Source organism: Mesorhizobium sp. Mes31 (assembly GCF_024519675.1).
Lineage (GTDB): Bacteria > Pseudomonadota > Alphaproteobacteria > Rhizobiales > Rhizobiaceae > Mesorhizobium.
Map to the genome: position 1 here is coordinate 83,468 of NZ_JALJRL010000013.1, position 26,302 is coordinate 109,769.

Consider the following 26,302-nt stretch of genomic DNA (forward strand, 5'->3'; position numbering starts at 1 on the left):
TATCAAAACCCTCACGGTAGCCTCCAGGCGTCGGCATCATTGAGCATGTTTCGTTCGGCCGGCGATCGTACGCCAAAAGCTCGCGCAAATTTGAGAACTCTGGGACAGGGAATTTCTAGGCCTCACCAGCCAGGTTTCAAATGTTCCATAGAGTTCATACCAGCGCAAAGCCTGGTCTTTCAGCGTCAAAGCTGACGGCATTGGACGGCGGCTTGAAGCGGTACCTGGAGCGGGCAGCCCTCCCGATATTACCAAAGTTTCATGCGCCGGAAATGACGCTGTAATGTACGCCTCTCTAGTTTTCTTCGCCTTCGGGATGCCCATCCAAGAGCGTCCCTAAAAGAGGACAAGACCATGAATACTGCCCCCGATTCATATCCCGTCACTCGCAAGCGTCTCATGGCAGCCGCCGCGTCCATCGCCATTGCCGGTGCGATCGGCATCGGCGCGCTGACGAGCGGAACAGGACCCGTTCTGGCCGATGCCGTGCGTGTCGAGGCGCCGCAGGTTGCTGGCTTCGCCGATATCGTCGAGCGCGTTTCGCCCGCCGTTGTCAGCGTCAAGGTCAAGGCCAAGATCAGCCCGGCGGCGGACGATGGCTCCGACCAGAATTCCGATGGGTTCGATAATCTCCCGAACAATCCGCAGCTGCGCCGGTTCTTCAAAGAATTCCGTGGCTTTGGCGACCAGAATGACAGCGGACATCGCCGGTTCGGCAACCGCGGCCACCACAACGACCAGCCTCGCCCGGTGGCGCAAGGATCCGGCTTCTTCATTTCCGAGGACGGCTATCTCGTCACCAACAACCACGTCGTTTCGGAAGGCACGGCATTCACCGTCGTGACCAGCGATGGCAAGGAACTCGATGCCAAGCTGGTTGGCGCAGATCCGCGCACCGATCTCGCCGTGCTCAAGGTCGAAGGCGGTGGCAAGTTCACCTATGTCGACTTCGCCGACGATTCCAAGGTTCGCGTCGGCGACTGGGTGGTTGCCGTCGGCAACCCGTTCGGTCTCGGTGGTACAGTCACCGCCGGCATCGTCTCGGCGCGTGGTCGTGACATCGGCGCCGGCCCGTATGACGATTTCCTCCAGATCGACGCCTCGGTCAACCGCGGCAATTCGGGCGGCCCGACCTTCAACCTCAACGGTCAGGTTGTCGGCATCAACACTGCGATCTTCTCGCCGTCCGGCGGCAGCGTCGGCATCGCCTTCGATATCCCCGCCTCGACCGCAAAGCTTGTGGTTCAGGATCTGATGAAGAACGGCACCGTCCAGCGTGGCTGGCTTGGCGTCGAAATCCAACCGGTCACATCGGATATCGCCGAATCGCTCGGCCTCAAGTCGAACAACGGCGCACTGGTATCGAGTGCCCAGGATGACGGTCCCGGCAAGAAGGCTGGCATCACTGCCGGCGACGTGATCACCCAGGTCGACGGCAAGGACGTAGCTTCGCCGAAGGAACTCGCCCGGCTGATTGGCGCTTACACGCCCGGTAAGCCGGTCGAAGTTACCGTATGGCGCGATGGCAAGAGCGAGACGCTCAAGGTCGATCTTGGCAAACTGCCCGCGAGCGACAAGCAGGCATCTGCCGACCAGCAGCAGCCCGCCGCTCCGGCCAGTTCCGACACGCTGGCCAATCTCGGCCTCACCGTAACCAAGTCGGAAAACGGCAAGGGGCTGGTGGTGACTGATGTCGACCCCGACAGCGACGCGGCCGATCGTGGGATCCAGCCAGGCGATATCATCGTCGCTGTCAATTCGACCGATGTGAACACCACCAGCGACGTCTCCAAGGCCATGGCCGATGCCGCCAAGTCCGGGCGCAAGGCGGTTCTCATGCAGATCACACGCGACGATAGAAACCGCTTCGTCGCGCTGCCAGTTGCCAAGGGCTGAAGCGGTCTCCGGAACTGGAGTTCAGTTTCGCAAACTGTTCGACTTTCCACTACGGCAGTTTCAAACACCCCCGAGCCGCCGCACGGGAAAGCATGGAGGAGCGCGCTTTAGTCAGTCATCGTGCTCTCTCCCGGCGGCAGCGGACATCGCGTCGTCCGCTGCCGCACAGGTTTTCCGTCCAGATGATTGACGGGGGCGATTGCGCAACGTTGGTAAGCGGCGTGCGGTCTAGTCCGGCAGCCCGGCATTGCTGAGTGCCTCCGCCATGGAGGCCGCCAAAACAGACTCACAGTTGACGCCAGACAACTGGAGACTGTAGCGGAATGTGGGTTGCAATTCGAGAACCCGCGCCGCAGTCGTCCTCGCCTCAGCCAGGCGCCCAAGCTTGGCAAGCGCCGCAGCCAATTGCACGTAGGTGATGCTGTGGGCGGGATTGGCCCGGATAGATTTATGGGCTGCACTGGCCGCGTCCTCGTAGCGACCACGACGAAAATAGCCAAGCGCCTGCGCGTCGTAGGCTGCGAAGGCCCACGGATCGAATGGGCTGAGGCGGATGCCTCGCTCGCTCCAATCGATCGCACATTCCTCATCGCCGGCCCAGCCAGCAACAACACTGCCGAGAATGTAGGTGAGCGCACAGGAAGGGCTCAACGCCAGCGCTGCGTCGAAGGCGGCGAATGCGCCAGCGCGGTCGTGGCCGTCCATGCCGATGGAAAAGCCGGCCAGGGTCAGAGCTCGAGCATCATCCTGGCCAAATGTCATGGCTGCATCGGCATGGCGTAGCGAGGCCGTCCGATTTTCTTCCCTAAGGCCGACCCGCAGGAAGAGGCAATGATGACACATGGCGGCGTTCGCGTGTGCCAGAGCGTAAGTCGGGAGCAGAATTAGCGACCGCTCGAGGCTTGCGAGCGCTCGAGTGACCTGCTCCGGCATCCCCGAGTCGACATCAGGTTGCGCCTTGAGGACAAGCTCGTAGGCGTCGAGGCTATCCGGCCGCTTGCGCCTGATGCGTTCGATCTCCGCACGCTGAAGCCCCGGCTCCATTGCGGCAACGACCGAGGAGGCTATCTCGTCCTGCAATGCGAATACATCATCGAGCTTACGATCGTAGCGCTCCGACCAGACCTGAGCGGCGCTCGTTGCGTCGACAAGCTGACAGTTGATGCGCAAGTGATCGGCGATCTTGCGCACGCTCCCTTCCAGCACGTATCGCACGCCGAGTTCCTTGCCTACCTGTCGCGGTGCAACCATGCGTCCTTTGTAGGAAAAGGTCGTGCCGCGCCCGATGACGAAGACCCATTTGACGCGCGACAAGCCGGTAATGATGTCGTCGACCATGCCGTCAGTAAAATAGGCTTGCTCGGGCTCATCACCCAGGTTGGCAAAGGGAAGCACGACGACGGAAGGTTTGACCGGCAGCTTCAGAGATGGAGCCTCTGTGGCGCCAACGTCAGGGTGGCGGATTACGACCGGTGGGCCGATGTACCTGTAGCCCCGACGTGGCAACGTCTCGATCCACCCTGCGCCACCCACTTCTTTCAGGACTTTGCGGATGGCGGCGATTTGGACCGTCAGGTTGCTATCCTCGACTGCGAGGCCCGGCCAGGCGGTCTGGAACAGCACCTCCTTGGGAACCGGTTGCGTGGCCCGATCAAGCAGCAACTGGAGCAAGGCGGCCGCACGATGTCCGATTCCAGCGGGCTCTGATCCACGCATCAAGATCCCGAGGCTGGTGTCGAGGTGGCACGGGCCGAATTCGTAGATCGCGGACATGGACCGAACAACTGTCATTCGGAAACGTTTCGCAACATTTTCGCAGGCCCTTCACGACATGTCGAGGTTGCATAATGCACTCTAGCGAGCTCCTCGATGAGGGAGCTTGCAGCAAGCAAAGGAGTCGTACCATGCGCGCACATGCAGTGATCCGACAGCCAAATGACTTTACGGGCGTAACGCTCGCCGGCCAGCCGATGGCTTTCCTCGTGACCGGAAAGCATACCAAGCACACGAGCATGTTCGACTGGACGATACCCGCACGGTTCTCCACCGGCCGCCATGTCCACCGTGTGCAGGAGGAAACCTTCTATGTCGTCGAAGGTGAGTGCGAATGGCAGGTCGGCGATGAAACCGTCCATGCCGTCCCCGGCACGTTCGTGTTCATCCCACCGGGCGTGCCGCATAACATCGCCAATACGAGCGACAGGAAGGCGCGGGTGATCATGACCGTCTCGCCCCCTGGGCACGAGCATTATTTCGAGGAGCTTGCCGAGATGGTCTCGCGATCTGGGCCACCGGACCCGAAGGCGATTGGAGACCTTCGCCTGCGCTACGATACCGAGCAAATCTCGGCGCTGCAGGCCATTTCTGAAAGCTAAAGACGAGAACTGGATCGGCGAGGTCTAGCAGGCTGTTGAAGAAGAGCTGGCGCGGTTGTTTGGAGCGTGATTCACTGTTCCCCGGACGATTGGGGATTTGTTGATGCGCGGCTTAGACGAACGGACAGGTTCGCTTTTTCGTATGTCGATCTTGAGGCGCGGGTTCGACGAGACCATCCGCTGCGGGTGATACGGGAGATCGTGAACGCGGCTCTCGTGGGGATGGACGGCGATTTTGCGGTGCTTTATCCGCCCGGGCTCGGCCGCCCGTCGATCGCGCCGGAACGGTTGCTGCGTGCGATGCTGTTGCAGGCCTTCTACGGCATTCGCTCGGAGCGTCAGTTGATGGAGCGGATGGAGTACGATCTCCTGTTTCGCTGGTTCGTGGGTCTTGGTGTTGATGATCCGGCCTGGGATCATTCGAGCTTCACCAAGAACCGGGATCGGCTGTTGGAAGGTGAGATCGCGGCCAAGTTTCTGCGCGCGGTGCTTGCGCAGCCAAGGGTGAAGCGGCTTTTGTCGTCGGATCACTTCTCGGTGGACGGGACGCTGATCGAAGCCTGGGCTTCGATCAAGAGCTTCCGCCGCAAGGACGGGGGCGACAACGATCCGGATGGAGCGGGTCGTAACGCCGAGCGCGGCTTCCACAAGGAGAAGCGCTCCAACGATACACACCAGAGCACGAGCGACCCGCAGGCGCGGCTCTACAAGAGGGGCGACGGTCAACCGGCGAAGCTCTGCTACATGGGGCATGCGCTGATGGAGAACCGTCATGGGTTGGCGGTTGACGGCGGCATTACCCATGCGACAGGTACGGCCGAGCGGGAGGCGGCGCTTGCCATGGTGGAGCGCCGGCCATCGCGGCGGCGCATCACGCTGGGTGCCGACAAGGCCTATGACGTGCGCGCTTTCAACAGGGATCTGCGCGAACGCAAGATCACGCCGCACATCGCCATCGACGGCCATCTGAGCAAAACCGGCAAGCCTCGCGTGACGGCGATCGATGACCGCACGAAGCGCCATCCGGGCTATGATGTCAGCCAGCGCTGCCGCAAGCGGATCGAGGAGGTGTTCGGTTGGATCAAGGCCTCGGCCGGCATGGCCAAGGTCAAGCTGCGAGGATGCGCCCGTGTGGGCGCGGCCTTCACCTTGAACCTGGCGGCTTACAATCTGGTCCGCTTGCCCAAGTTGCTGGCAGTGCCGGCATGAGCCTCACCGGTCGCTGGCGGATCGTCGCGATGCCTGACTATGTCGAGGACTATCGCGACATGATGGAGCCCGCCTACATTGAGTTCGCGGCGGATGGCTCCGGGGAATTCGCCTTCGGCTGCGTCACCGGGCAGATCATCGGCGCGGGCGACGGCAACAATGTCGCCTTCTCCTGGCAAGGCAATGACGAAATGGACGAGGCCCAGGGCAATGGCTGGGCTGAAATCCAACCAGACGGCTCCATCAACGGACAAATCTGCTTCCATGGCGGCGACGAAGCTGACTTCGTCGCTCGTAAGTGCACTTCTTCAACAGCCTGCTAGAGCGCGTCGCGCAAGCGTTCAATCAGGCGGCGAGGACCTGCCAGCGGAAGCTTGAGCCACGGCTGGGCCTGGCGATCGGGGATGACGTCAGGTTGCGGCGCGCCGGGGCAACCTTCCTGCACTGTGGTCCATGATGGGCTATTGAGTACGGTGTCACAGCGCGCCAAATGCGTGCTACCTGCCACGATCAGACAGGCGAAGCCGCCGGACGGGAAGAACTGATCGTTGGCCCTGCAGACGGATGTAGCCGGCGCGGACCTTGGCGCCGGGCCGCCGGGGCAATGATCAAGGACCTCGTTCCAGGACAAGATGTTGAGGCTCACCTCACACCGGGCCAGGTGGCTTGCTTCGCCGACCCCCAAGCAGGCATACTGCCCGGGCTGAAACCGCCCCACAGGGGCCACACAAGCCGCGTCCGCCCACGCCTGCGCCGTCATAGCGACGAGGGTCAGGGCGACAGGAAATGCGGTGCTCCTCAATTTCGTGAGTCCATTGCTGCTGCTTGCTCAATCGCAAGGTCCGATTATGGCAAGATAAGGTCCAACGGGCCAGGTTGTGAGAGACCAGGCCGGGTGTCCATTCTTCTAACGCGCAGTGCTCGTCGATTGCCCCCATTCCGTTGCACCCGTTCCGGGCCATGGAAAGCAATGCGCATATAGCACCGTTGCCGGCCACTCACCGTCACCGCACGAATAGACGAGGGCGGATATATCTCGATTGACTAAAGTAAGAAACGCCCGATGGACATTTCGCATTGGATAGATCACGGATTATTGCCCGAGGGAACAACTTCGTGATCATAGGCCTCCTGGGTCAGAATTGCCCAACTCGTGCCACAAAACGGGTAATTCATTCCGGCGTGCAAAACGCCGCCAAGGCTTTGCAAAGCAACGATTAATTCTAACCTCTAGCGGGAGGCATACATGATTCCTGCAGGCATTCGTGCGCCCTTTTCAAACCCAACGACAAGCCTCGCCACAGCCCTTATTGCGGTCGGCCTCGTCGCTAGCGCGCCGGACGCGCATGCTCAGACCGCAGCCGCCGGCGCGGCGAGCCAGGCACCGACCGGTTTGTGGCTGACGACGCCCTATCCGGAATTCTCCGCTGAGGCCGGCAAGGATGTGAGTGTGCCTTTAAGCCTTGCCAATCGCGGACTGCCGCCGCAACGCGTCGAACTCGGTGTCGACGGGCTGCCTGACGGATGGAAGTGGGAGATCGACGGCGGCGGCAAACCAGTCACAGCGGCAATCGCGGGATCGGACGGCACGGTCGGCCTTACACTGAAATTGACGCCGAAGGCAGGTAATGTCGGCAAGGTTCTGAACTTTGCCGTGTCGGGCAAGGCAGGCAGCGAAGCGCTGAAATTGCCGATGGAAATGACGCTTGCCAAGACCGAGCCGGCGAAGCTGACGCTGGAACCCAAGCTTCCTGCATTGCGCGGCACCGCCAAGTCTGCCTTCGACTTCCAGGTCGACATCAAGAACGAAGGCCAGGTGGATTCGACCGTCAACCTACTCTCGAAGGCGCCATCCGGCTTCCAGGTCACCTTCAAGCAGGGCTACGGGTCGCAGGAACTGACCAGCCTGCCGTTGAAGGCCGGGGAATCGAAAACGCTCTCCGTCAGCGTCCAGCCGCCGGACAATGCCGAGGCTGGTCAGTATCCCGTCGCCGTCGCCGCCAGCGGCGACAATGTCAGCGCCGACACCAAACTGCTGCTCGATATCACGGGCAGGCCGGCCGTTGCGCTTTCCGGCCCCGAGGGTAGGCTCTCCGGCGATGCCACGGCGGGCCAGGAGCGCACCTTCACCTTCACGCTGTCGAACAGCGGCTCCGCGCCTGCGCGCGATCTGAAGTTGTCGGCGAGCCCTCCCTCCGGCTGGAAAGTGGCCTTCAATCCCGAAAAAGTCGATGAGATCGCGCCCGGCGCGACATCCAATGTCGGCGTATCGATGACGCCTTCCACGCAGGCGATCGCCGGCGACTATATGGTATCGGTGCGTGCGAACGGCGACGGCGCATCTGACAGCGCCAATTTCCGGGTGACAGTGCGCACATCCACGCTGTGGGGGGTTACCGGCCTCGGTGTCATCGGCGCTTCCGCGTTGATGCTTGCCTTCGCCGTTACGCGGTATGGACGGCGATGAGCCCGGTCATTGAGGCGCGCGGTCTGATCAAGCGCTACGGTCGATTTCCGGCGGTTGACGGCATCGATCTCACCGTCGAGAAAGGCGAGGTCTTCGGACTGCTCGGCCCGAACGGTTCGGGGAAGACCACCACCATCCTGCTGCTGCTCGGCCTCACCGAGCCCACTGCCGGTTCGATTCGCGTTCTCGGACTCGACCCGCTGCGCCAGCCGCTGTCGGTGAAGCAGCGGGTTGGCTATCTGCCGGATCAGATCGGTTTCTACGATCACCTGACGGCCTACGAAAATCTCGCCTACACGGCGAGGCTCGCGGGCCTCGTTGCCAGCGAGGCGAACAAACGCATCGTCGGCGCGATGGAGCGAGTACGACTGGCGGATGTCGCCGACCGCCGCGTCGCAACCTTCTCGCGCGGCATGCGCCAGCGCCTGGGACTTGCCGAAGTGCTCGTCAAACAGGTCGAGATTGCCATCCTGGATGAGCCGACATCGGGCCTAGACCCGCAGTCAACTCAAGAGCTGCTGGATCTGATACGCGAGCTGGCGGCCGACGGCGTGACGATCGTGCTTTCCTCGCACCTGCTTGCGATGATGCAGACAATTTGCGGCCGGGTCGCACTTTTCCGGAGGGGACGCATTGGCCTTATCGGCCGGGTCGCAGACCTCACCTCGGAGATTCTCGGCGGAACGCATATGGTCGAAGTCGAGGCTGAAAACGCCGATCTGTCAAAAGTGCTTGCGGGCGCTCCGCATGTTTTTGGCCTGACCCCGCTGCAGAAGGGACGCTGGCGTGTCGATGCCGACGCGGACGTCAGGGCTGACATCGCCCGGCGCATCGTCAGCGCGGGCGGCGCGCTTCATTCCATGACCATCCGTCAGCCCACGCTCGACGAGGTCTATGTCCGCTTTTTCGAAGGAGAGAACCATGACGTCGCAGCGTGAAGGGTCGCCGTTTGCCGGCCTGTCGACAATCGCGCTCAAGGAAGCTGCCGATCACATGAACAGCATCCGCATCCATCTGGTGATGCTTCTGGTGCTGCTTACGGCAATCGGCTCGGTCTATGCCGCCATCGGCCAGATCAAGGCCACCGTTAGCGAAGACCAGTTCCTGTTCCTGCGCCTGTTCACTACAGCGCAGCAGCCACTGCCGTCCTTCGTCTCCTTCCTCGGCTTCCTCGTGCCTTTGGTGGCGATCGCGCTGGGCTTCGACGCCATTAACGGCGAATACAGTCGCCGCACGTTATCGCGCATCCTGTCGCAGCCGATCTACCGGGACGCGCTTCTCACCGGCAAGTTCCTGGGCGGGCTGTTGGTCATCGCCATCTGCCTGCTGGCTCTGTGGCTGCTGGTCACCGGCCTTGGCATACTCTTGCTCGGACTGCCACCCAGCGGGGAGGAGATTGCCCGCGGCCTTGCCTTCCTGTTCGCATCCTTCGTCTATGCCGGCGTCTGGCTGGCGGTAGCGATGGCCTTCTCGACAATCGTCAAATCGCCCGCGACGTCGGCGCTGTGCGCGCTCACCGCGTGGCTGCTGTTCACCGTGTTCTGGCCGATGCTGGCCCCTCTGGTCGCCGGCGCCATCGCGCCGATCGACCCCCTCGATCCGATGACTGCGGTTCATCAGATCGACATCCAGCAGGCCATCGCCCGCATCTCGCCCAACACGCTCTATGGTGAGGCCACCCTTGCCCTGCTCAATCCGGCAACCCGCTCTCTCGGCCTGCTGTTTACCAACCAGTTGAGCGGGGCCCTGATGGGAGCGCCCTTGCCCTTCTCCCTGAGCGTGGCCCTGATTTGGCCGCAGCTCGCCGGCATGATCGCGGCACTTCTGGTGTTGTTCACCATCGCCTACGTTTCGTTCCAGCGGCAGGAGATAAGGGCGTAGGGGCGGCTGCCTTGCATTGAGCTGGAATGGACAGCTTGCCGCTTAGTCCAATCGCTCGAACTGCGCTGATGGAGAACCAGATCGGCGGGCCAGTTTGACCGAAGAAGGACCCTAAGAGTCACCAGCCAAGTCTCGGCGGGCTTTGTCGAGTTCCTCGGCATATCTGCGCAAAGCATAGCCTTCGGTCAGCAAGCCCACCACGGTGCAGTCGGCGAAGCTGGTTACCACCGCCAATTCTTCTGCTCCCGCTCTCTGAAAAGACTCGGCGGCAGCCTGCACATTCATGGACTCAACCAGCACCGTATCCTTGAATTTGGCCAACGCGAGAACTGGCGTCTCGTCGTCATCCTGATCACTATGGAGCTCGGCCACTAGCAGCATGCCGCAGTAACGCTTGTCGGCATCGATCGCGATCACGCGTTGAGCAGAACCAAGCGGCACCTGCTCACGAAACGCGGCAAGCGTGGTGGAGGCGTCCATCATTCGGACGTCCTTTCGCATCATCGAGCCGACCGTCAGGCTGCGCATCCAGCCGACATCGTGTGCACCGCGGATCGTTTCACCACGCAGGTGGAAGCGCCAGGTCGAAAAGGAATATCCGAAGGTCTCACGCACGAGGGTAGCCGAGACGATCGATGCCGCCAGCACGAGTCCGGTCAGCGTCAAGTCACGGGTCGATTCCAACGCAAGAAAGGTCATCGTCAGCGGCGCGCCAACGACGCCAACGGCCAGCGAGGTCATGCCAACCACGGATGCGACCGCCGGGTCGATGCCGGTGGCTGGGGAAACATATGCCATTGCGCCGGCAAAAACCTTGCCCAGCAATGCGCCAAGGAACAAGGAAGCGAAGAACAGGCCGCCGCGAAATCCGGACCCAAGCGAGATGGCGGAGGCCGCCAACTTCAGTACGAAAACACTGGCCACAGCGGCGAGGCCGTAGTTCATGGCAAATTCGCGATGCAAGGCACCGTGACCACTCGAAAGGATCTGTGGCGTCAGAAGCGCTAGGAGACCGACCAGGACGCCGCCTATGACGGGTCGGATCGAGGCATCAATCGACAACCGCGCGAATGCACGTTCAATCAGCGTCACCAGATACATGATGGCGATGGAGGCACCACCGCCCAATAGCCCAAGGATTAGGAACGGCAAATACTGGCTGGGCGTCAGCGCCGGCAAGCCCGAGAGTTCCAGTGGAAATGGCACGCCACCGAACACCTCGGCGGTCAATGAAGCTGATACGGCGGCGGTCATGACGGACGCGACATTGGCGACCGAATAAATGCCGATCACCAGCTCGAATCCGTAGAATGCGCCGGTCAACGGGGCGTCGAATGCTGCGGCGATGGCGCCGGCCGCACCACAACCGACGAGGATACGAACGTCGTTACGGCGCAATTTGAACAGACGCGCCAGCCGCGAGGCGAAACCGGCACCCATTTGCGTATAACCGGCCTCAAGTCCAACCGATGCGCCGAACCCACTGGAAATCATCGTTTGAACAGCAATGACGAACGTGTCGGTGAGCGACATGCGGCCACCGTAAAGGGCGTTGGCCTCGATCGGATCGATCGGTGTGCGGAATTTCCATTTCTTGAGGTAGATGATCGTCAGGCCGAGGATGACCCCGCCGACGGCCGGCACCAGTGCCTGCAGGGGTGTCCCAAGCGAGAACATCGCCGAGAGGCGCGCCTCGGGCTGCAAACCGAACAGCAATGCGTGCATGATCTGAACCAGCCAGCTCATGGCGTGCACGAGCATGCCGGATATCACGCCAACGACAGACGCAAGCAGCACGACCGCAACGCCCCGTGCCTCCAGCATCGGTATAGATCCGATGATCAGCGCTCTTAGCCGGCGCGCTTGAACGAGGGGTTGGCGTGTTGAAAGCATAGAACTTTCTGGCAGGCGAGCTTGGAAGAACGCCCAAATGTCATACGCGTTACTCATTCCGAGGGAAAGCGGCGAATGGGGCAGGACTTGGGCAACAGGTCTTGCCGCTGCCATCGCCTAGATGCCGAAAGCACCATGGGCAGCGACAAAACCATGCCCATGGTCAGCCAGCCGCCCAGCAGACCACCTTGATCCCAAGCCGGTTCTGACGGACATATTCAGCCAATCTGAGGCCGTTGAACTTTCCTAGGCATCTTTACGTCGGTCACGACCAGGTCAATTCGCATTGGGATCGAAGCAGTTCGATGGCGGCATCTTCTTTGCCTGCCTCGTAAACCCGTGCACCCAGCCATCCTCTTAGAATGTGATCGGATCATCGGATCCAAAATCAGGACCGCCGGAAAGGTTCCTTGCACCTTGGCTCCCGTCCAACGTCAAATTCCGACCACCCTCGATGCCGCTACGCGCGCCGGCGCGATCTGCCAAAAGAATGTACCAAGGCTGCGTCAGCAGGGGCCAGCATGCTCGAATGTCCGTCAACGATTTTTCTCCGGCCTCACAGGACTTCGCCGGGATAAGCCCCCCACAAGTCGGTCTGTTTTACGAAACCGGACATCGACTTCAGCGCTACTCTGCACCATTGTCCATCGCATCGCTTCAGTTTGACTCCAACGACAGGCTCGAACCAGCAAATGACGGGGCCATCGAATGTCGGCTTGTTGCGCAGTGCAACGTCGCCTTTGCTCCAAGGGGCGATGACTGCGGTTCTACGTACTGACAGAAGCGACATATTGATCCATCCGTTGGTTCCGGTCCAATCCCTGACCCGGCGCCAGTTGCCAGATTGCTGGTAGATCTCAAGTGGAATGCCCGGCCGCATGAAGACCCATTCAACGCTGTAGCCGACTCCAGGTCCAACGCGCAGGTTGGCGGGCGAAGCCTTCAACGAGACGAAGCGAGGTAGAGGAATGGCACTGGTCTCGGCTCGCAATCCCGTCGTCGTTGCAGAGGCGGCCAGCAGAGCGGCGGCGAGAACGGACCGAATGACCGTGCCCACGATAGACAAACGATACAAGACTTCACCGCACTTTAAGAGTGGAAACCTGCTTGAATTCAGACATTTTCGCCACCGCCAATTCTGGACAGGCGTGACCCCTGTCGCCATGAAGCCGAGTGGCCCTGCTTATCCAGGCAGCGCCAGCACTCACCTTGCCTCGATCTGCCGCTACCATCCCTCCTGCAAACGCAGTCGTCGCGGACGAAGTATCGACCTTTCCTCAGCCGCTGGTCTGGGCAGGAGAGACATTGCGCGCGGGGATCGCATCCATCGCGGCCAGTTTCTCTGCGCACAGGTCTGCCGCACCGGGCGCTTTCCTTTTTATGCCGGCAAGATTGATCCAGCCTCCATCAGTAATGAAGCTGTCGCGCTGGTAGGACGATGTTTCCTTCAGTTTGGCCAGATTCTGGCTCGCATCGGCTGCGCTGACGAACTTCTCGACACACAGATTAGCAACCAGTTCGGCCCGCGCGTCTCGTGCGGAGGTTTGGGCCATTTTCAATGCGGTCCCGCCGGTCGTCCAGCCGCCGGCTGTGAAGCCGACGATCATGGTCAATACTGCGGCGCCGACCAGCGACCAGAACCAGAGTGTCTTGGATGGCTGATAGTTGTCCCAGCGTTGGGACACGCTTTGATTGTCTTCCATTCTTCTTCCTTTCCGCTACGCTTTGTTCAGATTTGCTGACAGCTCCACGTTGCTCCCAAGGCGAAGCTTCCCCGCCCCGGTGCGAGCGAAACTCTTTACAAATCGATTCCGCTCAGCGGCAATCAGCCAAGGGAGCAATGGACCGGAGGTGTCAGAGGCACGCCTGAGGGCGAAGGTGTAGACAAGAGGTACCTTGCACCAAGTCGCCAGCGTCCGAGTCATTGCGCGTAGGCACCCCGCCATGAGGAACCTCCCAAAAAGGAGCGGCGTCGAGCTTTACCGCCATACGCAATATACCGAGATGGATCAGAAACTATTCCAGCCAGATCGGATTTTTCTCGGCAAACTCCGCGCTCAGAGAATCGGCGCCATGAGAATTTAGGTATCTCGCTAGGTTTTGGAAGAACAAGTTGGCACGGCCAAAATACCGGCGACCGGACTGCCTCACATCGCAATTCCAACCGAGGGCGCCTGCACAACGGTGGTGGCGTCTCCTCGCTCTAGTCAAGAGGCACTCGAATTGACAATCGGATCCGGCGGACCGAACTGAAAGCCTGTTGGAGCCAACAAAAGCAGGACGACGGCGATCGCTATCAATGCGATGATGATCGCGGTGTTGACGAACTCTCTCATGTGTTTAGGTGCCGTTTCACCATCCAACTGGCGCTCCTCCAATTTGAGAACGCAGCCAGCGGTCCCTTGTTGCAGGCGCTGCCGCATGTCAGCCGCTGAGATTGTCGTCTATCGCCCAGAATTGAGGCGCGAGCGTTTATCGCTTGGTCCAATGCAGGCTTTCTGTTTCCAGCATTCTGTTTGCAAGTCTTGCTCGCCTTCAGGGCGGCGGTAAGGCCGATTAGTGAATAGGCATACTGGGTGCGTGTACCTCTCCAGGACGTGGCGAACAGCTTCATTTTGCTGGCGGCTCGCATGGCGCTAACCATTGATCGATCCTGATCGGCGTTCTGCAGCCAAGCCTTGTTGTCTTGGGTAAACATGGAGAAGCGCTGGTCTGCAATCACCACATCGATGTCCGAACCTGGCTTCAGCCGATACCCCATGATGGCTTCGGGCTGCTTATCGTCCGACGCCCGCGAGACGATGACAAAATTCTCGCCGTGATCGACATCTGCCGGCAGTTTGGAAACGGGGACACTCAAGACATAGCACCTTTTCGTATCAGAGCGATAAGAATAGACGCCCCAGGCGCCGTGCTGAGATAGGAGTGTGGGGGCGGCCTGCGCCCAAGTGATTGAAAGTGCCAAAGATGCGACGGTCAGACCAGTTGCTTTGTTGGTCATCGTTTCCTTCCTGCTTATAGCGCCATGGCATCGGCCAACATGGCCTTGTCCTAACCGACAAGATTTGGTTGCCGGTTCCTCATTTCGCGCATTGGAAATTCGTAATTATCGTCAGCACGCGCCGTGCCTGCTTCTCAAGCGGACCGCCTTGTCGGGACGTGGACGTGGTTGCTTCCCGTCTTTCGCGTTCTAGTAATCTCGAATTGCAACAAGCCGATCCCCCCTTATCGTGGCGATAACGAGATGGGATGCCTGCGGATAATATTTTGGCAAAGCCGTCGCTTGATGAGCGATCGTCGCGCCATCGAGTCCACACAACTCCCCTCCGAGCAATCGAGCGCGATCCCCATTTCTATCCACCGCAGCTATGTAGTCTCCGTCGTAAGGGTAACCGATGAGCGCAACCTCCTCAAAGTCTTCCAATTTTCGCATCGTTGTTCGCCTCGTGTGTGCTTCCAGACATCTATAGTCGGCACCGGACACTTTATCGGCAGGCAACGCAGTCATCCAATTGTTCTTTAAACAGGCGAAACGGCCCAGCGGCTATGGACAGGGGGACAACCGCTGGGCCAGATGAGAGCGCGCTTCCTCCCGACCGCGAGCACTGACGCAAATGTTGACGTTCATCACCAGAAGCCTCGTTAGTCAAATGAAGCCCCTTTCAGCGGCATCCAGGGCCTCCGCGTCTACCGCCCCGTTCGTGTCGCCATGGACGCTCACGCGAAGCCGAACTCGGCGCTGATTTCCAGACTGCAATTATGCATGGCCGGCCATATCTTCATTCGCACAAGCTATGTGCGCAATTCGCTGAGCATCCGAAGTTTGTTGCCGTGCCTGCGAAAGCCACAGCATGCGATGCTGGCACGACATCCCCCTCATTGCCGACCTCGCGGCGACAGTAATTTCGTATCCCCCGCAGCGAGCGCATTGGAATTCGACCTTCCGCGCCGTAATATCAGAAGCCAGCGCGGATCCTGTGCAAATTGGGCAAGCCGACGCGTAGTATTGCATGGTTTTTGGTCGACAAAAATGTTCTCAAGCGTTCGCTTCCGAAGCGTCAGATCTTAAAGATGACTCCGTGCCTAGCGTCTGGCGCGGCCATTTATTTAAGGAAATATTTACTCTTCTCCGTGTGCGGCCGATACGGCTTTCATATGAGACGAGTAATCTGTCGACCTTCAAAGCGATGTGTGGTGTAGTCTTCTCGAGCTCGTGGAACGCCCATATTACGAATCTGTCGGAGAGTCTGTCTGGCCGATATAGGATCACCACACGTGGATCATCAGGATCGCTAAACGTCACCCCCACATCGACACCAAGAAACCGTACGAAATGTTTCTGAATTTGTTCGGCAGACATTCAGCTGCACCTTTCTCTGGCTCGGCATTGTCGTCGCACTGCACTCATCAGCCCCTAATCTTGGAGCCCAGCTTCCTCCGGGTAGCCACTTCGATCCCCTTTGCTTCCACTTCGAGCCGCTCGGGTGCGGCAGGTCCCATAAGTGCATACGCTGTGCCACCCGACTGCCAGTAGACAGTCGGAATACGCCCGTCTGTCGCGGACGTTGGGGGAACAGCGTCTTCGCCGTTCATCGGGGCGGCAACAAGTGTGATCCGGCCAAGGCTCGGCGTGTTGGCCGTCACAACAAGGCTCTGCCTTTCGTTCCAGGGCTGCACCTGAACATCCGTCACCTGCCAGGACGAGGGAAGGGGAGGCATGCTGATGTTGAGGGCGCCAACCAGCCTTTCGATCTTGTCCTGTTTCAGCTCGCTTCCTTGCTGTGGGCCGGCATCCAGCTGTGCGACGCGCAAAGCCTCGCGGGCGGCAAGGATGAAGTTCTCATCCACCGTTCGCCCACCTTGGCGGAGCGGCTCGGTAACCGAGTTGGCTGCCCAGCCCAGCCCAACGAGCAGGATCGCGGCCACCGGCATCCTGAGTGCCGCAGCCATCTTCCGCCGCCGGAAAACCCCTTCGAGTTGCCTGGCTCCATCCAAGCTTGCCCGCGGCGGAAACAGTCGCTGGGGCTGGGCGGAACGCAGAGCCTCCATGCGCTGCGCTTCAGCAAACACCTTGGCGGCAAGCCTCGGATCCAGCGCCAACCTTGCCTGAACGTCGCTTCTCTGGGAGGGCGATAGCTCACCGTCAAGGAAGCGGTTGATCTCGTCCTCGGGAATGCTGTCATTGGCTCCCATCAAGACGACCTCCAACTACTCTCAGGTGAGATTGTCCACGATCGCTGGAACGGTCCAAATTGTCTCGCAGGACAGCCCGCGCACGGCTCAAGCGAGACATCACGGTTCCGGTCGGCACGCCGAGCACTTCGGCCGCATCGGAATAGGTGAAACCCAGGACGCCAACGAGGTGAAGAACTTCGGCGTGTTCGGTCGGCAACGCCGCCAGTGCCTTCCTGACATTGGAAAGCTCGACAGAGTGCTCCTGCGACGGGGGCAATAAATGATCAGACAGCATCGCATAGGCCGCAAGGCGACGCTTCTCGGCATTTGCACGAGTGACACCCGTCAGAAACGTGTTGCGGACAATAGTGATCAGCCAAGGCAGCAGCGGACGCGAAGCGTCGTAGCCACGAGCCAGTGAAAGGGCACGGGCAAGCGCCTCCTGCACCAGGTCGTCGGCATCGGCGTCGTTATGCGTGAGCACCCGACCATAGCGCCAGAGATCCTCCAGGTGTGGAGTGACATCGAAGTTTGCCTTCATACGTCACATACTGAACTCGACCGGATACTATTCCAAGGCAATCGCATCTCTCGGCAAGTACGGCTCGCACTGCCAGGCTTCCTACGCGGCGGGCCTCGACAGGCAATCAGGCTCTCTTACGCTCAACGTCTTGGCTCTAAACTGCGATCTAGTCGATGGTTAATAGAACCAGAAGTGCGATCATGCCGCAACGTCGACTAATCCGGCATCAAGTTTGCGGTGGCGCTGGTGACCACGCTATCTCGCGGTACGCGGACAGCGTAGACTTTCCACCGGGATGTCTCATTCAACCTGTTCATTGTGCTTGGGTTGGATCATGCGGGCGCCGACCCCGGCATGGCGCTGGGCATGAGCTCCTCGTGCCCGACCTGGCAACGCTCCAGCCCCTTGGCAAAGCTTCAACCTGCTCGTGCCAGCCGGCATTGGGTCTTGTGGGTTTGGCGCCCTGGTGGTCAACCTATCCTGCAGCTACATGCTTGCTGCCTACCGTGACCAAAGTCGGCCAAGCCTTAGAGGAGTTGCCGGCAACGCACCTGGCGGCTGCGCAACGCCTTCAGTGGTTACGATATAACGACGCTCAAACCATTCGAAGTCTGCCGATTGTGTCTTCGACGCTTTCATGCAGGTAGGCGCTGCCATGCAATTGGGCGTACAGTCGAGCAGGGTCCCGGATGGCAGCATGACGACGATCCAGGCAAACCGGTTGGACCCGCACGGCCAAGAGACAAGGATCTTGACGATGGGAACACCCAAAAATCGATCCGACGTCGGGCCACTGCGGCCGAAGCTGGCCAATGCCCCTGATATCGCCACCGCGTCAGTTCCCAACACCCTCACGACGCTCGATGTGAACCCAGATGCCGGGCTCACGCTTTCCCAGGTCGCCACACGGCGCAAAGCGCACGGTTACAATGAAGTAACCGAAAAGAAAGGCCATCCGGCCCTGACATTCCTACGAAAATTCTGGGGAATCTCAGCATGGATGCTTGAGCTGATTATGATTTTGTCCGCTGTGCTCGGGAACTATACCGACCTCGCGGTGGTCGGCGCATTACTGATCGTCAATGCGGTGTTGAGTTTTGCCCAGGAGCAGCGAGCTGCCGGCGTTGTCGAGGCTCTGCGTAAGCGCTTGCAGGTCAACGCACGTGCTCTTCGAGATTCGAAGTGGCAGGTAGTCCCTGCCAGAGAGCTGGTGCCAGGAGACATCGTCCGCGTGCGTTCCGGCGACATCATCCCGGCGGACGTAAAACTCCTGGTGGGCACCGTGAACCTTGACCAGTCGGCACTGACTGGAGAGTCGCAAGAGGTTCACAAGGAACCCGGCGACGTTCTCTCGTCGGGCTCCATCGTCCGGCAGGGCGAAGGCAATGGTGTCGTGATCCTGACTGGCGCAAAAACCTATTTCGGTCGCACCACGGAACTGGTGCAGGAGGCGCGTCCCAAACTTCATATCGAAGCGGTTGTGGCAAAGATCGTGCGCTGGCTCTTCGTTATTGTCGGCTTGCTGCTCGCCGTGGTGCTCGTGCTGTCGTTGATCCGCGGTACTCCCCTGCTCGAGATGATCCCGCTTCTGCTTGTCCTGCTTATGAGCGCGGTTCCTGTCGCTCTTCCAGTCATGTTCACGGTCAGCATGGCTTTCGGGTCGAAGGAACTGGCCCGGCGCGGGGTGCTTGTCACCCGGCTGAGTGCTGCGGAAGACGCTGCCACGATGGATGTGCTTTGCGTGGACAAGACGGGCACGATCACGATGAACCAACTGGCAGTCACGGGTGTGATTCCCTGGGAACACGCAACGGAAGCCGATGTGTTGATCGCAGGCGCTCTCGCTTCGCAGGACGCAAACCAGGATCCGATCGACCTGGCCTTTCTGGCGGCGGCTAAAGCGCATCATGTTTTCGATGGTTTTGGCGCGGTCACGCCCATTTCTTTCGCACCTTTCGATGCGAAAACTCGCCGCACGGAGGCTGTCGTCGATCAGGGCGGACAGCGGCTGTGCGTGATGAAGGGAGCAGTGCGCACTGTTGCCAAGGCCTGTGAACTCCAGCCGTCCGAAATCGCGTCACTTGACGTACGTGTCAATGCGTCGGCAGCAAAGGGATATCGAACGCTTGCAGTGGCGCGCGGCGCCGAAAACCAAGCTCCTGTCTTTCTTGGATTGGTGGCGCTTTACGACCCGCCGCGACCGGATGCCAAACAGCTCATCTCGACACTCCGTGAGATGGGCGTGCGGGTAAAGATGCTCACCGGCGACGCACTCCCGGTGGCCATCGAGATCGGGATGGGCGTTGGACTCGGCAAGATCCGGCGCATGGCGGATTTGGGGGAACCGGACGCGCCAACAAGTTCTGGAGACGCCGATCTTTTCGCAGATGCCGACGGTTTTGCCGAGGTCTACCCCGAAGACAAATACATCGTGGTGAAGCATCTGCAGGCAGCAGGCCATGTGGCTGGCATGACGGGCGATGGCGTCAACGATGCGCCGGCCCTGCGCCAGGCCGAGGTCGGAATAGCCGTCAGTACCGCGACCGACGTCGCCAAGAGCGCCGCCAGCGTCGTTCTGACCGACGCTGGCCTTACAAATATTGTAACCTTGGTCGAGCAGGGACGGACGATCTATCAGCGCATCCTCACGTGGGTCATTAACAAGATCAGCCGGACCATCCTGAAGGCTGCCTTCGTTGCCATTGCATTTATCGTGACTGGCAAGTTTGTGGTCTCGGCCTTCGCGATGCTTCTGCTGGTGTTCCTGACAGACTTTGCGAAAATCTCGCTGTCCACGGACAATGTTAAGCCATCAAAGAATCCGGAGACGTGGAATATTGGCGGCTTCATTATTGTGTCCGCCGCTCTGGGCGTCGCAATGGTTGTGGAAACGCTTTTTCTACTTTGGATCGGCTGGACAAAATTCGATTTGGCAACCAACAATGACGCCCTCCACACGTTCAGTTTTCTGATGCTCCTGTACTTTGCCGTCTTTTCCGTCGTGTCTGCACGGGAGCGCGGTTGGTTTTGGGCAACCAAGCCTAGCAAAACCTTCATGTCGGCCCTGGCCGCGGACGCCATCATAGGGACCGTGCTGACGTTCGTCGGGCTTAACGGACTTTCGCCTTTGCCCTGGTGGCAGACACTTGCGACTTTCGGTTATGCGCTCGTCTCATGTCTGGTGCTGAACGACGCGTTGAAAGTCGCAATGATCAGATGGCGCGCCCCCAATGCGGTTCCGGGTAGGCCCGTGCTCGCTCCAGCAGCGTCGAAAGGCCAGTCATGAAAATCAATCCGAGGGACTTTCGCGTGCGGGAAGGTGACGAGGTCAATCTCGACAAATGGCCGACGAAAGTGGAGCGCGTCTACAAGTCGAAACAGCAGTATCGCAAGCTTTTGCGGGAACACGTTGAGCAATTGAGCGCGCTGCAGCAGCTACTGTATGCATCCAACAGCTATGCAATCCTGCTGATTTTGCAGGCGATGGATGCGGCAGGAAAAGATGGCGCCATCAAGCACGTGATGTCAGGGATCAATCCGCAAGGCTGCCAGGTATTCAGCTTTAAACATCCCAGCGCGGCCGAATTGCAGCACGATTTTCTCTGGCGAACCACCCGTGATCTGCCGGAACGCGGACGGATCGGCATCTTCAACCGATCCTACTATGAGGAGGTTCTGATTACCCGCGTCCATCCGGAGATTCTGCGGAGCGAAGGTCTGCCTGACGCTCTGCATAAAGAAAAGACCGTCTGGCGCGACCGATATCGTTCAATCTCTAATCTGGAGGGTCACCTCTTTGGCAACGGAACGCGCATCATCAAAATCTTTCTGCACCTATCGAAAGAGGAGCAACGAAAGCGCTTCCTCGAACGTATTGATGATCCGGAAAAGAACTGGAAGTTCAGTACCGCGGACGTCGAGGAGCGAAAGTTCTGGAAGGACTACATGCAGGCATACGAAGAATGCCTCGGTGCGACAAGCACGACCGACGCGCCTTGGTATGTTGTCCCGGCAGACGACAAGGAAAACGCCCGTCTGATCGTCTCTCAGATTGTTCTTGAAGCGCTGGGCGGGCTCAAAATGTCGTATCCGAAAGTCAGTGATGAACGCCGTCACGAATTGCAGAGGATCCGCGAGCGCCTCGCAGAATAGCTCCGGCCGGTTCAAGCCCTGTCCTTATGCGAGACGAAGAACTAGGATTTCCGCTGGCCTTCTGGTTCAGGTCCTCTTGAACCCCACGTCGCCGGCTCGGGATTAAGGGCGCGCACCTCGATCAGAAGGGTGCGGGAACCGGGTAAGGTGAAGCTCTCGCCACAGACCATTATCGATGGCAGCGTTCACGCTGGCCTGGAGGCGCTTGGAGCTCTTGGCGAGTGGCATGTGGTGCTAGCTATGCAGTCCCGGAGTGTGATGCTGTATCATTGATCCTGAGTCGTCAGGAGGCGGATGCGCTATGAAAAAGGGCGCTCTTTAGTTCAGCCGAGCGAGCGCTTTTTCTCCACGAGTTGTGGCAGGGGGGTTGTCAGGCTGGATATTCACAAGCTGCCGCGCAATTTGAGGAGGATCTGAAGGGATACAAGACTTCATCAATTCCTTCCAGGCAGGCGCTGGTGCTGGCAAATCCAATCGCCTTTGCTACAATCGCGATCCTTTTCGGAATCGGCATCGGGGGGCGAAACTTTCTTACCGAACGCACCGCCAATCTTGAGAGCCGCATTGATCCGCCGGCCGGTCGACCTTCAGCCATTTCTCGGAAATCGCGTTGAGGTTCCCGTCGGACCTGGCGGCGGCGATGATCTCATTGATCTTGGCCATCAACGCCGGTTGCTCCATTTTCATGCCGATGTAGCAAGGCGAGTTCTTGATCAGGAATTTGACTTCGGGCCGCTTGGCCGGGTTCTTCATCGATGATGGCTGAAGCAACGACATCGCCCGTCGCGATCACATCGACCTGGCCCGAGAGGAAAGCGGAAATCGGGCCGTCGTTGTCCTCATAGCGCTTGATATCGACGCTCTCGGGCGCGACCTTGGTCAGTTCGAGGTCTTCGATGGCGCCGCGGTTGACGCCGACGGTCTGCCTGCCAGGTCTTCCGCCTTGGCGACCACGACGTCTGCCGGAGCGAAAACGCCGTTGTAGAAGGGGCACGGGCAACGCCCGCAGCTGTTGCAACTGCCGTGGCCTTTCGCCTCACGCCGACAGCCAACTCGCCTCGATCATGATCAAGTAAGTCGGCGGGCCAACCTGCGGTTGGAGTAAATGCTTTACAGCCCGGTGTGGTAGCGCTACCGTTTCCACGTCGCGTGAGCAGGGAGGGGAGCCTGGGGCTGTCGCGGACCAGACACGAGGCGGTTTTCTTCGACGATGTCGCAGGAAGCATTCGGGAGGAAATCGATGGCGGCTGTCGCAATTGGCGAAGTCTACAAATCATTCGGGGCTGTCGAGATTCTTCACGGCGTCAGCGTCGATATAGAAGACGGCGAGTTCGTCACGCTGGTCGGGCCCTCGGGCTGCGGAAAATCGACCCTTCTCAGAATGATCGCTGGCCTGGAAAAAATCTCGCGCGGCCAGATCACGATTGGCAAACGTGTCGTCAATAACGTTGCGCCCAAGGAACGCGACGTCGCGATGGTCTTCCAGAATTATGCGCTCTACCCTCACATGACAGTCGCCGAGAACATGGCGTTCTCGCTGATGCTCAAGGGTGTCTCCAAGACGGAGAGCGATGCCGGTGTTCGCCGGGCCGCCGAAATCCTGGGGCTGGTGCCGCTGCTGTCGCGCTATCCCCGCCAGCTTTCCGGTGGCCAGCGCCAGCGCGTCGCCATGGGCCGGGCGATCGTGCGCGATCCGCAGGTTTTCCTCTTCGACGAGCCGCTGTCCAATCTCGACGCCAAACTCAGGGTGCAGATGCGCGCCGAGATCAAGGAACTGCACCAGCGCCTGAAGACCACGACGGTGTACGTCACCCACGACCAGATCGAGGCCATGACCATGGCCGACAAGATTGTCGTCATGCATGACGGCGTCGTTGAGCAGATCGGGCCGCCGCTGGAACTCTACGACAGGCCGAACAACCTCTTCGTCGCCAGCTTCATCGGTTCGCCCGCCATGAACCTGCTCAAGGGCGCGATCGAGACCAACGGTCCACCGTCCTTTCGCGGCGCCGGTGGCATTTCGGTGCCGCTCGCCGAGCCACTTCCCATCGGCAGCGGCGGGCCAGTGGTTCTGGGTATACGGCCCGAGCATTTGCGGCTGTCCGACCGAGGCATTCCCGTCACCGTCGTTGTGGTCGAACCGACCGGGTCGGAGGTGCAGCTCATCGGCCGCACTTCCGGGGGTGACGAGATCGTCGCCAATTTTCGAGAGCGCCATTCTTTCACGCCGGGCGAAACCGTCCAGCTCGCCGCCGAGCCGGGACTCATTCACCTTTTCAACGGCGAGACCGGGCAGCGATTGGAAACGCGCAGCAAGCAATAAGGACCATCACGAGGAATCGACAGGAGGAGATAAGCATGAAGGTCACCAGACGCGACGTAATCCGCACCACCGCCGCTGCAGCGGCGGGTGCCTTGGGAAGCCGGTTCATCAGCTCGCCCGCCTTTGCCCAGGAGGGACCAAAATACCAACCCGAGGACGGCGCCAAGCTTAGGCTGCTGCGCTGGTCACCCTTCGTCCAGGGCGACGAGGACCAATGGCTGGCCAACACCAAGCGATTCACCGAAGCGACCGGTGTCCAGGTCCGCGTCGACAAGGAAAGCTGGGAGGATATTCGCCCCAAGGCAGCAGTCGCCGCCAATGTCGGGTCCGGCCCCGACCTGATGTTCGTCTGGTTCGACGATCCACACCAATATCCCGACAAGCTGCACGACGTGACCGAGCTGGGCGAATATCTCGGCTCGAAGTACGGCGGCTGGCATGACGGACCAAAGCAGTATGCGACACGGCAAGGAAAATTCATCGGCCTGCCGCTGGCCACCATCGGCAATGCAATCGTCTATCGCGAGAGCTGGGTGAAGGAAGCTGGCTTCTCGGAATTTCCGAAAGACACGAAAGGCTTCCTCGAACTTTGCAAAGCGCTGCAGGCGAAGGGACATCCGGCCGGTTTCACACATGGCCATGGCGTCGGCGACGGCAACAATTACGCGCACTGGCTGCTTTGGAGCCATGGCGGCCAGATGGTCGACGAGAGCGGCAAGGTGACGATCAATAGCCCCGAGACCCTGAAGGCGATCGAATACGCGCAGCAGCTCTACAAAACTTTCATTCCTGGCACCGAGAGCTGGCTCGACGTCAACAACAACCGAGCCTACCTGGCCGGCGAACTGAGCGTGATCGCTAATGGCATTTCGGCCTACAACACGGCCAAGATCAACAAGGACAAGGATCCGAAACTGACCGAAATCGCCCAGGACACGCGCACGACCAACCTGCCGATCGGACCCATCGGGAAGTCCGTCGAGCTGTTCCAGGTGACCACCGCCGTCATCTTTGACTACACGCCTTACCCGAACGCGGCCAAAGCCTATCTGCAGTTCATGTTCGAAGACCCGCAAATGTCGGACTGGATCACCTCTTCGGCGGGCTATTGCTGCCAGACGCTCAAGGCGTTCGATAACAATCCTGTGTGGACGGCCGACCCCAACAATGCTGCCTACGCGAAAGCCTCGGCCACACTGCGACCTAACGGCTATGCCGGGCCGCTAGGCTATGCCTCGGCGGCAACCATGGCCGACTATGTGCTAGTCGATATGTTCGCCAAGGCCGTGACAGGCCAGGCGACGCCGCAAGTTGCGATGGAAGAGGCCGAGAAGCGCGCAAACCGCTACTATCGCGTTTGAGCCGGGCTCAGCCGGGCGGCACGGCTGCCCGGCTGGCTTCAGACTGCGTCAAGGCCATTCCGACCGATCAATAAGACTTAACAGGAGCCGACCCCATGGCCGTGCCGTCCGTCGCCGTCCAGCCGCGTCCGTCGATCCTTTCGCGCCTGTCTTCGCGCCTGTCCGAAAGCCAGAACGCGCTTGGCTTCGGCTTCATGCTGCCGGCGGCGGCGCTGCTGCTGGTGTTCCTGACCTATCCGCTCGGCCTCGGCGTTTGGCTCGGCTTCACCGATGCCCGCATCGGCCGCCCCGGCATCTTCATCGGCCTGGAGAACTACGAGTATCTTTGGAGCGACGCCGTCTTCTGGCTCTCCGTCTTCAACACCTTGCTCTACACGATCAGCGCCTCGATCCTGAAATTCGTGCTCGGCCTCTGGTTGGCACTCATTCTCAATCAAAACCTGCCCTTCAAATCGTTCTTCCGGGCGATCGTCCTGCTGCCGTGGGTGGTGCCAACCGTGCTCTCGGCCATCGCCTTCTGGTGGATCTACGATGCGCAGTTCTCGATCCTGTCATGGGCCTTGCAGCAGATGGGCCTTATCGACCACCGCATCAATTTCCTTGGCGATCCGACGAACGCGCGGGCGTCGGTCATCGCCGCCAATGTCTGGCGCGGCATTCCGTTCGTGGCGATCACACTGCTTGCCGGCCTGCAGACGATTCCGCAGTCGCTCTACGAGGCCGCGACGCTCGACGGTGCCAACCGCTGGCAATTGTTCCGCTACGTGACGCTGCCGCTGCTGACGCCGATCATCGCCATCACCATGACGTTTTCGGTGTTGTTCACCTTCACCGATTTCCAGCTGATCTATGTGCTGACCCGCGGCGGGCCTGTAAACGCCACCCATCTGATGGCGACACTGTCGTTCCAGCGCGGCATTTCCGGCGGTCAGCTTGGCGAGGGCGCTGCGATCGCGGTGGCCATGATCCCATTCCTGCTTGCGGCGATCCTGTTCAGCTATTTCGGCCTGCAGCGCCGCAAATGGCAGCAGGGCGGCGGAGACTGAC

General features: G+C 59.9%; 18 protein-coding genes and 2 pseudogenes. 12 read left to right on the forward strand and 8 right to left on the reverse strand.

Going from position 1 to position 26,302, the window contains the following annotated elements; genetic code table 11:
- Nucleotides 1-354 precede the first annotated feature (354 nt).
- Entirely contained in the window at nt 355-1,896 is a 1,542-nt protein-coding gene (locus NR193_RS21940; RefSeq protein ID WP_256752847.1) for a Do family serine endopeptidase, read from the forward strand.
- A 228-nt stretch (nt 1,897-2,124) separates the two neighbouring features.
- Here NR193_RS21940 and NR193_RS21945 read toward each other — a convergent pair whose 3' ends face one another.
- Entirely contained in the window at nt 2,125-3,669 is a 1,545-nt protein-coding gene (locus tag NR193_RS21945; RefSeq protein ID WP_256752848.1) for a winged helix-turn-helix domain-containing protein, read from the reverse strand.
- 131 nt (nt 3,670-3,800) lie between these two features.
- Between NR193_RS21945 and NR193_RS21950 the strand changes: the two genes are divergently transcribed.
- From NR193_RS21950 to NR193_RS21975, 6 genes and pseudogenes are all read left to right on the forward strand, one after another.
- Complete coding sequence (locus tag NR193_RS21950; RefSeq protein WP_256752849.1) at nt 3,801-4,271, forward strand: cupin domain-containing protein; 471 nt, start codon at nt 3,801-3,803, stop codon at nt 4,269-4,271.
- Nucleotides 4,272-4,374: 103 nt separating this feature from the next.
- Nucleotides 4,375-5,480: pseudogene (locus NR193_RS21955) on the forward strand (IS5 family transposase).
- Entirely contained in the window at nt 5,477-5,803 is a 327-nt protein-coding gene (locus NR193_RS21960) for a hypothetical protein (RefSeq protein WP_256752850.1), read from the forward strand. Before NR193_RS21955 ends, NR193_RS21960 begins: the two are co-directional and overlap by 4 nt.
- 923 nt (nt 5,804-6,726) lie before the next feature.
- Complete coding sequence (locus NR193_RS21965) at nt 6,727-7,947, forward strand: NEW3 domain-containing protein (RefSeq protein ID WP_256752851.1); 1,221 nt, start codon at nt 6,727-6,729, stop codon at nt 7,945-7,947.
- On the forward strand, nt 7,944-8,885 hold the full coding sequence (locus NR193_RS21970) for an ABC transporter ATP-binding protein (protein WP_256752852.1): 942 nt from the start codon (nt 7,944-7,946) through the stop codon (nt 8,883-8,885). Before NR193_RS21965 ends, NR193_RS21970 begins: the two co-directional genes overlap by 4 nt.
- Complete coding sequence (locus NR193_RS21975) at nt 8,869-9,828, forward strand: ABC transporter permease (protein WP_256752853.1); 960 nt, start codon at nt 8,869-8,871, stop codon at nt 9,826-9,828. The genes NR193_RS21970 and NR193_RS21975 overlap by 17 nt, the downstream gene beginning before the upstream one ends.
- A gap of 111 nt (nt 9,829-9,939) precedes the next feature.
- On the opposite strand, the gene NR193_RS21980 is transcribed toward NR193_RS21975, so the two are convergent.
- From NR193_RS21980 to NR193_RS22005, 6 genes are all read right to left on the reverse strand, one after another.
- A complete protein-coding gene (locus NR193_RS21980; protein WP_256752854.1) occupies nt 9,940-11,721 on the reverse strand; it encodes a chloride channel protein in 1,782 nt (593 codons plus the stop codon).
- Nucleotides 11,722-12,277: 556 nt separating this feature from the next.
- Nucleotides 12,278-12,796 (reverse strand): SH3 domain-containing protein, encoded by a 519-nt coding sequence (locus NR193_RS21985; protein ID WP_256752855.1) that lies wholly within the window; start codon nt 12,794-12,796, stop codon nt 12,278-12,280.
- Nucleotides 12,797-12,998: 202 nt separating this feature from the next.
- The gene (locus tag NR193_RS21990) at nt 12,999-13,424 is read right to left on the reverse strand and encodes a hypothetical protein (protein WP_256752856.1); all 426 of its coding nucleotides are present in this window, start codon (nt 13,422-13,424) and stop codon (nt 12,999-13,001) included.
- A gap of 629 nt (nt 13,425-14,053) precedes the next feature.
- Nucleotides 14,054-14,722: a hypothetical protein gene (locus NR193_RS21995; protein WP_256752857.1), complete on the reverse strand. Its 669-nt coding sequence runs from the start codon at nt 14,720-14,722 to the stop codon at nt 14,054-14,056.
- 1,406 nt (nt 14,723-16,128) lie between these two features.
- Complete coding sequence (locus NR193_RS22000; RefSeq protein ID WP_256752858.1) at nt 16,129-16,914, reverse strand: anti-sigma factor; 786 nt, start codon at nt 16,912-16,914, stop codon at nt 16,129-16,131.
- Nucleotides 16,901-17,437 carry a sigma-70 family RNA polymerase sigma factor gene (locus tag NR193_RS22005; RefSeq protein WP_256752859.1) on the reverse strand — a complete coding sequence of 179 codons (537 nt, stop codon included), beginning with the start codon at nt 17,435-17,437 and terminating at the stop codon, nt 16,901-16,903. The genes NR193_RS22000 and NR193_RS22005 overlap by 14 nt, the downstream gene beginning before the upstream one ends.
- Nucleotides 17,438-18,116: 679 nt before the next feature.
- Here NR193_RS22005 and NR193_RS22010 point away from each other — a divergent pair.
- Entirely contained in the window at nt 18,117-20,705 is a 2,589-nt protein-coding gene (locus tag NR193_RS22010) for a plasma-membrane proton-efflux P-type ATPase (protein ID WP_256752860.1), read from the forward strand.
- Nucleotides 20,702-21,571, forward strand: a complete 870-nt coding sequence (locus NR193_RS22015) for an ADP-polyphosphate phosphotransferase (RefSeq protein WP_256752861.1) — start codon at nt 20,702-20,704, stop codon at nt 21,569-21,571. Before NR193_RS22010 ends, NR193_RS22015 begins: the two co-directional genes overlap by 4 nt.
- Before the next feature lie 531 nt (nt 21,572-22,102).
- Here the strand turns inward: NR193_RS22015 and NR193_RS22020 are convergent.
- Nucleotides 22,103-22,561, reverse strand: a pseudogene (locus NR193_RS22020) (transporter substrate-binding domain-containing protein); the annotation flags it as partial.
- 250 nt (nt 22,562-22,811) lie between these two features.
- Here NR193_RS22020 and NR193_RS22025 point away from each other — a divergent pair.
- The 3 genes from NR193_RS22025 (at nt 22,812) to NR193_RS22035 (ending at nt 26,301) form a co-directional block, all read left to right on the forward strand.
- On the forward strand, nt 22,812-23,894 hold the full coding sequence (locus NR193_RS22025) for an ABC transporter ATP-binding protein (protein ID WP_256752862.1): 1,083 nt from the start codon (nt 22,812-22,814) through the stop codon (nt 23,892-23,894).
- A 35-nt stretch (nt 23,895-23,929) separates the two neighbouring features.
- Nucleotides 23,930-25,255, forward strand: coding sequence for an ABC transporter substrate-binding protein (locus NR193_RS22030; protein ID WP_256752863.1), 1,326 nt, complete (start codon nt 23,930-23,932; stop codon nt 25,253-25,255).
- A gap of 194 nt (nt 25,256-25,449) precedes the next feature.
- Nucleotides 25,450-26,301 carry a carbohydrate ABC transporter permease gene (locus NR193_RS22035; RefSeq protein WP_375162727.1) on the forward strand — a complete coding sequence of 284 codons (852 nt, stop codon included), beginning with the start codon at nt 25,450-25,452 and terminating at the stop codon, nt 26,299-26,301.
- The last annotated feature ends 1 nt before the right edge of the window (nt 26,302 follow it).